Source organism: uncultured Nocardioides sp. (genome assembly GCF_902805925.1).
In the GTDB taxonomy this organism is placed as follows: domain Bacteria; phylum Actinomycetota; class Actinomycetes; order Propionibacteriales; family Nocardioidaceae; genus Nocardioides.
In genome coordinates this window covers 1-10442 of the sequence record NZ_CADCUP010000053.1, presented here as the reverse complement: position 1 = coordinate 10442, position 10442 = coordinate 1, and the positions used below count along the sequence as shown (strand labels likewise).

At 72.9% G+C, this 10442-nt stretch carries 11 protein-coding genes and 1 pseudogene; 5 read left to right on the top strand and 7 right to left on the bottom strand.

What is annotated here, in order from left to right; translation table 11 throughout:
- The 3 genes from rsmG to QZX64_RS03945 all read left to right on the top strand — a co-directional run.
- Positions 1-745 (top strand): 16S rRNA (guanine(527)-N(7))-methyltransferase RsmG (rsmG, locus tag QZX64_RS03955; RefSeq protein ID WP_295657146.1); only part of this gene is annotated, 745 nt, incomplete at its 5' end.
- A 212-nt stretch (positions 746-957) separates the two neighbouring features.
- Positions 958-1863 (top strand): ParA family protein, encoded by a 906-nt coding sequence (locus tag QZX64_RS03950; protein WP_366558507.1) that lies wholly within the window; start codon positions 958-960, stop codon positions 1861-1863.
- A 20-nt stretch (positions 1864-1883) separates the two neighbouring features.
- Positions 1884-2921: a ParB/RepB/Spo0J family partition protein gene (locus QZX64_RS03945; protein ID WP_295657142.1), complete on the top strand. Its 1038-nt coding sequence runs from the start codon at positions 1884-1886 to the stop codon at positions 2919-2921.
- A 47-nt stretch (positions 2922-2968) separates the two neighbouring features.
- Here QZX64_RS03945 and QZX64_RS03940 read toward each other — a convergent pair whose 3' ends face one another.
- Together QZX64_RS03940 and QZX64_RS03935 are read right to left on the bottom strand one after the other, a co-directional pair.
- Positions 2969-3739: a 1-acyl-sn-glycerol-3-phosphate acyltransferase gene (locus tag QZX64_RS03940; RefSeq protein ID WP_295657141.1), complete on the bottom strand. Its 771-nt coding sequence runs from the start codon at positions 3737-3739 to the stop codon at positions 2969-2971.
- A 59-nt stretch (positions 3740-3798) separates the two neighbouring features.
- On the bottom strand, positions 3799-5013 hold the full coding sequence (locus QZX64_RS03935; protein ID WP_295657140.1) for a pyridoxal phosphate-dependent aminotransferase: 1215 nt from the start codon (positions 5011-5013) through the stop codon (positions 3799-3801).
- Between the two features lie 55 nt (positions 5014-5068).
- Here QZX64_RS03935 and QZX64_RS03930 point away from each other — a divergent pair, with 55 nt between their 5' ends.
- The gene (locus QZX64_RS03930; protein ID WP_295657139.1) at positions 5069-5710 is read left to right on the top strand and encodes a GNAT family N-acetyltransferase; all 642 of its coding nucleotides are present in this window, start codon (positions 5069-5071) and stop codon (positions 5708-5710) included.
- 30 nt (positions 5711-5740) lie between these two features.
- Here QZX64_RS03930 and trxA read toward each other — a convergent pair whose 3' ends face one another.
- Positions 5741-6055 carry a thioredoxin gene (trxA, locus tag QZX64_RS03925; RefSeq protein ID WP_295657138.1) on the bottom strand — a complete coding sequence of 105 codons (315 nt, stop codon included), beginning with the start codon at positions 6053-6055 and terminating at the stop codon, positions 5741-5743.
- Positions 6056-6182: 127 nt separating this feature from the next.
- Between trxA and QZX64_RS03920 the strand changes: the two genes are divergently transcribed.
- Positions 6183-6623 (top strand): MarR family winged helix-turn-helix transcriptional regulator, encoded by a 441-nt coding sequence (locus tag QZX64_RS03920; protein ID WP_295657136.1) that lies wholly within the window; start codon positions 6183-6185, stop codon positions 6621-6623.
- A 31-nt stretch (positions 6624-6654) separates the two neighbouring features.
- Here QZX64_RS03920 and trxB read toward each other — a convergent pair whose 3' ends face one another.
- The 4 genes and pseudogenes from trxB to QZX64_RS03900 form a co-directional block, all read right to left on the bottom strand.
- Positions 6655-7680 (bottom strand): thioredoxin-disulfide reductase, encoded by a 1026-nt coding sequence (trxB, locus tag QZX64_RS03915; RefSeq protein ID WP_295657135.1) that lies wholly within the window; start codon positions 7678-7680, stop codon positions 6655-6657.
- Between the two features lie 106 nt (positions 7681-7786).
- Positions 7787-8449 (bottom strand): hypothetical protein, encoded by a 663-nt coding sequence (locus tag QZX64_RS03910; protein ID WP_295657133.1) that lies wholly within the window; start codon positions 8447-8449, stop codon positions 7787-7789.
- 57 nt (positions 8450-8506) lie between these two features.
- A complete protein-coding gene (sigM, locus tag QZX64_RS03905) occupies positions 8507-9184 on the bottom strand; it encodes an RNA polymerase sigma factor SigM (RefSeq protein ID WP_295657131.1) in 678 nt (225 codons plus the stop codon).
- Positions 9181-10442, bottom strand: a pseudogene (locus QZX64_RS03900) (hypothetical protein); the annotation flags it as partial. The pseudogene QZX64_RS03900 and the gene sigM, both read right to left, overlap by 4 nt.

The window sequence follows — 10442 nt, the reverse complement described above, 5'->3', positions numbered from 1 at the left end:
AGGTACGCCCTCCCTGCCGCCGACACCGACGGTGGCCGGGAGGGTGTTCGCATCGGAGCGCCTGGTGCTGGCTGAGGCGTTCGGGCGACGGCTGGCCGGAGACGGCGTGGTGCGAGGCCTCCTGGGTCCTCGGGAGGTCCCGAGGCTGTGGGAACGCCACCTGTTGAACTGCGCCGTGCTCGAGGAGGCAGTCCCCGCGGGTGCGTCGGTGTGCGACATCGGCTCGGGAGCGGGCCTGCCCGGGCTGGTCCTGGCCATCGCCCGGCCCGATCTGCGGGTGACGCTGGTCGAGCCGCTGCTACGGCGTACGACGTTCCTCACCGAGGTCGTGGAGTCCCTCGGTCTGGACTCGGTGCGGGTGCACCGGGGTCGTGCGGACTCCCTGCACGGGACCGAGCGCTTCGACGTGGTGACCTCGCGTGCTGTCGCTCCGCTGGACCGGTTGCTCGACTGGTCGATGCCGCTGGTGGCGCGCACCGGCGCGCTGGTCGCCCTGAAGGGCTCGTCGGTCGAGGACGAAGTCGTCGCCGCGGCGCCGGTGCTGGCGCGTTGGGGGCTCGCAGACCCCGAGGTCATCGAGCTAGGCGCCTCGATGCTGGAACAGCCCACATCGGCGCTGCGAGTTTCCTGGGCCCACCCGTCACAGGTAGGTTTGGCGCCTGCCGGGGCCAGATCGGCGCCGGCTGCGCGCGGGTCGTCGCGCGGCAAGTCCCCACGCCGCTCCAGCCGAAAGGGTTCCCGGTGACCGACGGAACGATCCGCGAGCTGTTCGGGCTGCGGACGCCCCACAAGTTTTCCACCGATGAGCCGACGCCAGCTGAGCCTGAACGTCCACAGGGCGGGCCCAGTTTTCCACAGGACTCCCCGCTGCGATCAGTCAGCGTTCCACGTGAAACATCGGCGTCGGGCTTCACGTTGCGCACGGCCGCCGACCTGGCGGAGACGTCGAGGAGCACGGTGATCGACGACACGACGCCACTGGCCCGGGCCGCGGAGCACAGCGTGCTGGCGCGCAGCGGTGGCCTGCGCTCGACCGGGCGACCCGAGTCGACGCGGGTGCTCGTCGTCGCCAACCAGAAGGGCGGTGTGGGAAAGACCACCTCCACGGTGAACCTGGCGGCCGGACTGGCCCAGCTCGGGCAGCGCGTCCTCGTCATCGACCTCGACCCCCAGGGCAACGCCTCCACGGCTCTGAACATCGACCACCACCGGGGCGTGCCCTCGACGTACGACATGCTGGTGGACGGCACTCCGCTGGCCGACGTGATCGCGGAGTGCCCGGATGTCGCCGGCCTCTTCGTGGTGCCGGCCACCATCGACCTGGCCGGTGCCGAGATCGAGCTGGTGAGCGTGGCTGCCCGCGAGAACCGGCTGCACGGGGCCATCACCGGTCACCCCCATGTCGGCTCGGCCGCCGAGGCAGGCGAGGACCGCTTCGACTACGTGCTGATCGACTGCCCGCCGTCCCTGGGGCTGCTCACCCTCAACGCCCTCGTCGCCGGGGCGGAGATGCTGATCCCCATCCAGGCGGAGTACTACGCGCTCGAGGGACTCGGCCAGCTGCTGGAGACCGTCGACATGGTCAAGAAGCACCTCAACCCGCGGCTGGAGGTGTCGACCATCCTGGTCACGATGTACGACGCCCGCACCCGTCTCGCCGCGGGCGTCGCCAAGGAGGTGCGCGAGCACTTCGGCGACACCGTGCTGAAGACCAGCGTGCCCCGGTCCGTCCGGGTCTCGGAGGCGCCGTCGTACGGCCAGACCGTGATGACCTACGACCCTGGATCCTCCGGGGCGCTGAGCTACCTCGAGGCGGCGCGCGAGATCGCCAGCCGCCCCGCCCCCGCCCCCGCCGCCCGCTGATCGCCACTCGAGGACCGCCCATGAGCAACCCTGCCACGCCGGCACGTCGAGGCCTGGGCCGCGGCCTGGGCTCCCTCATCCCCACTCACGCCGCCGCCGAGCCTCCGGAGGCCGCTCGGCCGGCGGTCGACCTCGCCGAGGACCCACGCGCCGGGGCCCCGCTCGCCGGGCAATCGGGCGGCGTGGCGCAGGCACGCACGGCGGAGCCGGCCCCACCGTCGCCGGAGGAGCCGGCGCCGACGGTGACGGGCGCGTACTTCGCCGACCTGCCGATCGCGCAGGTCTCCCCCAACCACCGCCAGCCCCGCCAGGTCTTCGACGAGGAGGCGCTCGCGGAGCTCGTCCACTCCATCGCCGAGATCGGGCTGCTGCAGCCCGTGGTGGTGCGCCGCACCGGCGAGGAGTCCTACGAGCTGGTGATGGGCGAGCGCCGGTGGCGCGCCTCCCAGGAGGCAGGACTGGCCACGATCCCGGCGATCGTGCGGGAGACCGAGGACTCCGACATGCTGCGCGACGCGCTGCTGGAGAACCTGCATCGCGCGCAGCTCAACCCGCTGGAGGAGGCGGCGGCGTACGGTCAGCTGCTCGAGGACTTCGGCTGCACCCACGAGGACCTCGCCCAGCGCATCGGCCGCTCGCGCCCGCAGATCAGCAACACCCTGCGTCTGCTCCGGCTCAGCCCGGCCGTGCAGCGCCGGGTGGCGGCCGGCGTGCTGTCGGCCGGCCACGCGCGGGCCCTGCTCTCCGTCGAGGACGGCGACCTCCAGGACCGGCTCGCCCATCGGGTGGTGTCCGAGGGCATCAGCGTGCGTGCGCTGGAGGAGATCGTCGCCGTGGGCGACCTGGGCACGGCCACGCCCGTCGTGCGGCGCGGCAAGCCGGTCGCACCGGGGCTGACCGACATCGCCGACCGGCTCTCGGACCGGTTCGAGACCCGCGTCCGGGTCGACCTGGGCCGGAGCAAGGGCAAGATCACCGTCGAGTTCGCCTCGCTGGACGACCTGCGCCGGATCGTCGACGTGATGGACCCGCGGAACCGTGGAGACCGCCCGATCTAGCACTTTGTCGACAAACCGCTATAGCGACATGTCGGTGCTCCAGGAGATCAGGTGGGGCGCCGCCGGCGCCCAGCGCGCCTGCGGGCCCGCTCGCGCTTCTCCTCGGCATCGAGGCGGGCCGCCTCCTCGAGGGTGGGCGCCGAGCCGCCGTGCCGGGCGGGCAGCCACCAGGCGCCGGGCGGCTGCTCTGCTGGCGGATAGCGCGCGATCGTCTCGTCGAGCATCCGTGTCATGGTGGCGTGCAGGCGCCGCGTCTCGGCCGCTGCGTTCGCCCGGTCGACCGCGATCGGCTCGCCGACGGTGATGGCGATCGTGGTGCCGCGCGAGAAGTCGCGCGGATGGTCCTTGGTCAACATCCGCTGCGTGCCCCACAGGACCACCGGCACCAGCGGCACCCCCGCGGCCGCGGCGATCCGCACCGCTCCGGTCTTGAGCTCCTTGAGCTCCAGGGCGCGCGAGATGGTGGCCTCGGGGAAGATCCCGACGATCTCTCCGGCCCTCAGCAGCTCCACCGCGCGCTTGTACGACGCGATGCCGTCGCCGCGGTCGACCTCGACGTGGTGCAGCGACCGCATCACCGGGCCGCCGATCGGGTGGTCGAAGATCTCCCGCTTCGCCATGAACCGCACCAGCCGTCCGGACGGGTCGGCGGCCAGCCCGCCGTACACGAAGTCGACGTAGCTGATGTGGTTGTAGACCAGCAGCGCGCCGCCGACGCGCGGGACGTGCTCGGTGCCGGTCATCTGGAAGCGCTGCCCGAGCGCCCGGAACGCGGTCTTGGCCGCCAGCACGATCGGCGGGTAGGTGAGGTCGCGCATGGGGTCACCCTAGGGCTCGGCGCTCCCCGCCCGGTGAGGGGTCGACGGGGGCGGGCGGGTCACCGGCGGGTGGCGAGGAAGTCGGCGATCCGGCCGATGGCCTCCTCCAGGACCGCGGCCTCGGGCAGCGTGACCAGTCGGAAGTGGTCGGGTGCCGGCCAGTTGAAGCCCGTGCCGTGGGTGACCAGCAGCTTCTTGGACCGCAGCAGGTCGATGACGAGCTGCTGGTCGTCGTCGATGGCGTAGACGTCCGGGTCGAGCCGGGGGAAGCAGTAGAGGGCACCGCGCGGCGTCACGTTGGAGACGCCGGGGATCTGGTTCAGCAGCCGGTCGGCGAGCATCGACTGCTCGTAGTAGCGCCCACCGGGGACGACCAGCTCCTCGACGGACTGGTAGCCGCCCAGGGCCGTCTGGATGGCGTGCTGGGCCGGCACGTTCGCGCACATCCGCATGTTGGCGATGAGGGTGAGGCCCTCCAGGAAGTCCCCGGCGATCTCCTTGGGGCCTGAGATCATCACCCATCCGGCGCGGTAGCCGCAGACCCGGTAGGCCTTGGACAGCCCGGAGAAGGTGAGCGTCAGCACGTCGCTGCCGCCGTAGGTCGCGACGTGGTGGTGCTCGGCGTCGTCGAAGATGATCTTCTCGTAGATCTCGTCGGCCATCACGACCAGCTGGTGACGGCGGGCGATGTCGATCATGCCCTTGACCGTCTCGGCGCTGTAGACGGCGCCGGTGGGGTTGTTGGGGTTGATGATCACCAGGGCGTGGGTGCGCTCGGTGATCTTCGCCTCGATGTCGGCCAGGTCGGGGCTCCAGCCGTTCTCCTCGTCGCAGCGGTAGTGCACCGCCGTACCGCCCGAGAGCGTCACCGCGCCGGTCCACAACGGATAGTCCGGGGCCGGCACGAGCACCTCGTTGCCGTCGTCGATGAACGCCTGGAGCACCATGGAGATCAGCTCGGAGACGCCGTTGCCGATGTAGACGTCCTCGACGCCCACCTCGCGCAGGCCGTGCGACTGGTAGTAGTTCACGACCGCGGTGCGCGCGGAGTAGATCCCCTGCGAGTCGCTGTAGCCCTGCGAGGTCGGCAGGTGGTGGATCATGTCGGCCAGGATGGCCTCGGGCGCCTCGAAGCCGAACGGCGCGGTGTTGCCGATGTTGAGCTTGAGGATGCGGTGTCCCTCGGCCTCCAGCCGCTGCGCCTCGACCAGGATCGGCCCTCGCACGTCGTAGCGGACCCCCTGCAGCTTCTTGCTCTGGCGTATCTGTCGCACTTCCGCATCCTCTCAGGCCGTGTCGGCCCTAGCATGGGCATATCGGGAGGTGACCATGGCCCGCACCCTCACGCGGCTGACGCCGGACCATCTGGCGCAGCTCGACGACCACGTGCGCACGTGCCTGTTCTGGCTGCTCGACCCCGTCGCGCTCTCCCGCGTCGAGGACGATCGGCGTGCGCAGGAGGTGCAGGACCGGGTCGCCGACGTGCTGCGCGAGTGGGGCGACTGCGGGCAGGTGCTGCTCGTCGACGGGACACCGGTGGGTCTGGCGCTCTACGGCCCGGCGCGCTTCTTCCACGGCGCCGCCGGCATCCCGACGTCCCCGGTGTCCTCGGACGCCGTGCTGCTGGCCGCCGTGCACGTCGCCGAGGGGCACCGCGAGGGTGGGCTCGGCCGGATGCTGGTGCAGGGTGCCGCCGCCGACCTGGTCCGCCGCGAGGTCCGGGCGCTCGAGGCGTTCGGCGACACCCGCGCCGACGGGCAGCGCGGCTGCGTCCTGCCGACGTCGTTCCTCGAGGCGGTGGGTTTCCGGCCCCAGCGCGAGCACCCGGTCTCGCCGCGGATGCGGATGGACCTGCGGACCACCAGCGTCTGGGACGGGGTCGAGGTGGCCCTGCAACGGCTGCTCGGGCTCGCTCGCCCGGCACCGAAGCAGGCGACCCGGCTCGGGCGGGAGCCCGGCCGGGTCGGCTGATGTCGCTGGTGGATCAGGGACGCTGGTGCATCAGAGCAGGTCTTCGAGCTCCTTGAGGATCGCGGCCTTGGGGCGCGCACCCACGATGGTCTTCACGACCTCACCACCCTGGTAGACGTTGATCGTCGGGATGCCGGTGACCCGGGAGGACGCCGGGGTCACGGGGTTCTCGTCGACGTTCATCTTCACGAAGGTGATCTTGTCGCCGTGAGCCCCGGCGATCTCGTCGAGGATCGGAGCGACCTGACGACACGGGCCACACCACTCGGCCCAGAAGTCCACGAGGACCGGCTTGTCGGACTTGAGGACCTCGGCCTCGAAGTCGGCGTCGGTCACTGCTGCCATGTTCGCCACGGGATGCCTTTCGCGTCAGAGATGTGCTGGTCCCGACTCAACACCACACCGCCGACAGATGTTCCCCCGGGCATGAGACGACACTGGAAGTGGCTACACAGTGAAGTATGATCATCGCATGCCGGCCGCCACGGACGCTCTCGACAAGGTGCTGGCGCTCAGCCTGCTCGTGGGCCGTGACCTGGAGCGCTTCGAGAGGACCGAGAGGATGACGACCCCCCGGGTGCACCTCCTGTGGCAGCTCGGTGCGGGTGGCCCCAGTACCCAGCGGGACCTCGCCCACGCCCTCGACGTGAGCCCGCGCAACATCACCGGCCTCGTCGACGGCCTCGTCGCCTCCGGGCACGTCACCCGCGAGCCGCACCCGACCGACCGACGGGCCACCCTCGTCACGCCCACGGCCGCCGGCGCCGCGCTCTTCGCGGCGCTGCAGCACAGCCACGCGGCGCTCGCCGAGCGGCTCTTCGGCCACCTCGACGAGCAGCGGCTGGGCGCCTTCGTGACCGCCCTCGACGACACCCTGGATCGCTTCCCGACGCCGTTGGAGCAGTCGGCGTGAGCCGGCTGCCGGCAGGCGGCTCCGGCCGGGGTCAGTAGACGGTCGCCGCCGCCTCGGCCGCGACCTCGGCCTCGTCGTGCTCGGGCGCCTCGGACGTGGAGGCCACGTGGTCCAGCATGGCGAGGTAGCGCTCGGCGTCCAGCGCGGCCGCGCAGCCGGTGCCGGCCGCGGTGATGGCCTGCCGGTAGTGGTGGTCGACGAGGTCGCCCGCGGCGAACACGCCGGTGAGGTTGGTGGCGGTGGAGGGGTGCTCCACCAGCACGTAGCCGTTGTCGTCGAGGTCGACCTGGCCCGTGAGCAGCTCCGAGCGCGGATCGTGGCCGATCGCGATGAACAGGCCGGTCACCGGGAGTGACCGCTCCTCGCCCGTGAGGGTGTCGCGGAGCGTGATGCCGGTGAGCCTGTCGTCGCCCTGGATCGAGGCGACCTCGGCGTTCCAGACCATCTCGAGCTTCGGGTCGGCGAACGCGCGGTCCTGCATGATCTTGGAGGCCCGCAGGCTGTCGCGGCGGTGCACGAGGTAGACCTTCTTGGCGAAGCGGGTGAGGAAGGTGGCCTCCTCGATGGCGGAGTCGCCGCCACCGATCACCGCGATCTCCTGCTCCCGGAAGAAGAACCCGTCACAGGTGGCACACCAGGACACGCCGCGGCCGGAGAGCTCGTCCTCGCGTGGCAGCCCGAGCTTGCGGTAGCCCGACCCGGTCGAGAGCACCACCGAGCGTGCGGTGTAGGTGTCGGTCGCCGTCCGCACGACCTTGATCTCGCCGGTCAGGTCGACCTCCACCACGTCGTCGGCGACCAGCTCGGCACCGAAGCGCTCGGCCTGCGCGCGCATCTCGTCCATCAGCGCGGGACCCATGATGCCGTCGCGGAAGCCGGGGAAGTTCTCGACCTCGGTGGTGTTCATCAGCGCACCCCCGGCGGTGACCGAGCCCTCGAAGACGAGGGGCTGCAGGTTCGCCCGGGCCGCGTAGACGGCGGCGGTGTAGCCGGACGGGCCGGAGCCGATGATGATGACGTTGCGCGGCTGGGTGGACGACTCGGTGGTCTCAGACATGACTCTCGCTCGTAGTGGTGGGTGTACGACGACTCAACCGATCGTAGACGTGCGTTGTTCCCTCCCGGGACGCCACGGGGCGCGCCCGGAGCCGGGGCCCGGGGGGTCAGGGGGCCGGCACGGTCGTGCTGCGCAGGGGCGCGTCGGCGGCGCAGCGGAACAGGTCCACCGGCTGCACCGCATCGAGGGGCTCGCGGAAGACCAGCACGGCCTTCGCACCGTCGTACCGCACCGGCACCCGGCGGCCCTCCCCCCATGCGGGGCGCTCGCAGCCGTCCCCACCGCCCAGCGAGCCGGGGTCGCCGTCGACCGCCGTACGACGCTCGCGCAGCGCCAGCACGTCGCCGTCGAAGGTCTCCTCGGCCAGGCGCGGCAGGGGGCGGGCGGAGGCGTCGGTCTTCGGCGGGGCGCCGCCGTCGGCAGGCGACTCGGCCGGGAAGGGGGCGCTCTCCTGGTCGGCAGACGAGGCGCCGCCGGCGTCGCTGCCGTCACCGCCCGTCCCGGACACGACCTGGCCCAGGCCGATGCCGACGGCCACCACGGCCACGGCCGCGACCAGCAGGCTGACGACGTTGCGCCGGCGACGGGAGGCGAGGGTGGTCACGGCACGCTCCTGGTGCTCGCCGCGCTCCCGGGCCAGTGACGTCAGGGTCTGGTCGAGCCGCGCCGCGACGTCGTCGGGCACCGGGTCGGTGTGCCGGGCCTCGGCGAGCAGGTGGCGCACGCGCTCGGTCTCGGTGGGCGTCAGGTCGGGGCGGTCCTCGGGCACGTGGGGCTCACCTCCTCGTGGACGGGCTGGTGCGGGTCGGGGTGGGGCGTCTCGGGGTCAGGCGTCGCGGACCGGTGGGCCGCGGGGTGCGTCGGGCCGGTGCTCGACAGATCGGACGGGCTCGCCGACGTCGTGGTTCCCGTCGTCGGGGGTGCCCCGCAGCACCCCGAGCAGCGGCGCGAGCCGGGCGCGGCCGCGCGAGCAGCGCGACTTCACCGTGCCCTCGGCGCAGCCGAGCATCTCCGCGGCCTCCGCCACGGAGTAGCCCTCCATGTCGACCAGCACCAGCGCGGCGCGCTGCTCGGGAGCGAGGGTGGCCAGGGCGGTGAGCACCGCGGCGCGGCGCTCGTCGGCGACCGCGACGTCGGCGGGGTCGGGCTCACCGGTCGCGGTGACGAGCGACCCGCGGGCGGCGTGCTCGTCCACGTCGTCGGGCAGGGGCTGGGCGGCGCGCACCTTCTGCGACCGGAGCCGGTCGAGGCAGGCGTTGACGACGACGCGGTGCAGCCACGTGGTCACCGCGGCCTCGCCGCGGAACGACCCCGCCCGGCGGTACGCCGCGACGAGGCCGTCCTGCAGTCCGTCGGCGGCATCCTCGGGGTTGCCCATGGTGCGCAGCGCCACCGCCCAGAGCCGGTCGCGGTGGCGGGCGAAGAGGGTGCCGAAGGCGTCGGTGTCGCCCTCGACGTGGGCGCGCAGGAGCTCGGCGTCGCTGCGGCCGCCCGCCTCGCTCACCCGGCCACCACCACCTCGGCGACCTGGCCGCGGAAGCCGCCCTCGGGAGCCTCGGGGAGCGACGTCAGCCACAGCACGACGTACTGGGCGGCCTCGTCGTCGGGCAGGCGCAGGGTGAGCTGGGCGTCGTCCGGCGTGGTCGCGCCCTCCGCGGCGGGCTCGAGGTCGTCCACGGTGGTGGGCTCGTCCGCGGTGCGGAAGACCTGCACCGTCGTGGGACCGCCGGGGAGGGTCAGCCGCACCGAGCGAGCCACCTTGGCGGACCCGAGGTCGAGCATCATGCCCACGCCCGTCTTGAGCCCCACCGGGCCGAGGTCCTGGTCGTAGGTCACCGTGCGCCACGCCGTGGCGGGGTCGCCGTCGACGACCAGCGGTGCGAGCTCGGGGTTCTCCTCGAACGGCTCGGCGCCCTGGGGGTCGAAGTCGGAGGCGACCACCCCGGTGAGGGGTACGGCGCGGGTCCGGGTCGGTGTCTGCGTGGTGGTGTCGTCGTCACCGGCGGCCGGGTCGTCGTTGCTGCGCAGCTGGAGGGTTGCCACGGTGCCCACCGCGAGCAGCGCCAGGACGCCGATCGCCAGGGCCAGCCGCATCCAGCGCCGGCCCGGCACCTCGGTGTCGTCCTCGACCGGGCGGAGGGCGGAGCCCGTGCCGCTGCCGTGGAAGCCGTTGTCCCACGGCCGCGAGCCGCTTGCGGTGTGCGCGCGCGAGGAGCGCGGCGGTGTCACGCCGGTGACGGTCGTCGTCGTGCCGGGACGAGCACGTCGGGCCGGCTCGCCCTGCGGGGGATCGGGGGCGAAGAGCGGCCGGTCGGGCGGCTGGGTGAACTCCGGAGGCGGGGCCGGCCGCTCCGCACCGGGGACGAGCACGCCGACACCGTCGTCGTCGTCGAACGCGGGCATGCCGGCCTGGGTCGGCATGTCGGCGGCGGGGGAGGCGACGGGCGGGGAGACGGCGACGGGCGGCACGGCGCCGATCGCCCCCGTGCCCTCCAGCGCGCCGTAGCCGGACTCGCGCGGGGGTACGTCGCCGACGAACTCCGCCAGCGCGTCGGCGATGCCGCGGGCGGTGGAGAGGTCGTGGTCGGTGCGGGCCGAGGCGACCGCCTTGGTGGCGTGGGCGGGGGAGTCGGGGGTGAGCACCCCGTCGCAGATCCCGTCCAGGACCCGCGGGATGCCGGCCCGCACCCGGCGTGGGCGGAGCAGGCTCCCGTGCTCGTGCGGGGCGGCGGGCACCGCCGAGGCCGCGGTGCCGGCCCAGC

Bases quoted from the DNA above. Each gene is read 5' to 3' on its own strand.
- QZX64_RS03945 (WP_295657142.1), top strand. From the start codon at position 1,884: ATGAGCAACCCTGCCACGCCGGCACGTCGAGGCCTGGGCCGCGGCCTG.
- QZX64_RS03920 (WP_295657136.1), top strand. From the start codon at position 6,183: ATGCCGGCCGCCACGGACGCTCTCGACAAGGTGCTGGCGCTCAGCCTG.
- trxA (WP_295657138.1), bottom strand. From the start codon at position 6,055: ATGGCAGCAGTGACCGACGCCGACTTCGAGGCCGAGGTCCTCAAGTCC.
- QZX64_RS03930 (WP_295657139.1), top strand. From the start codon at position 5,069: ATGGCCCGCACCCTCACGCGGCTGACGCCGGACCATCTGGCGCAGCTC.
- QZX64_RS03940 (WP_295657141.1), bottom strand. From the start codon at position 3,739: ATGCGCGACCTCACCTACCCGCCGATCGTGCTGGCGGCCAAGACCGCG.
- trxB (WP_295657135.1), bottom strand. From the start codon at position 7,680: ATGTCTGAGACCACCGAGTCGTCCACCCAGCCGCGCAACGTCATCATC.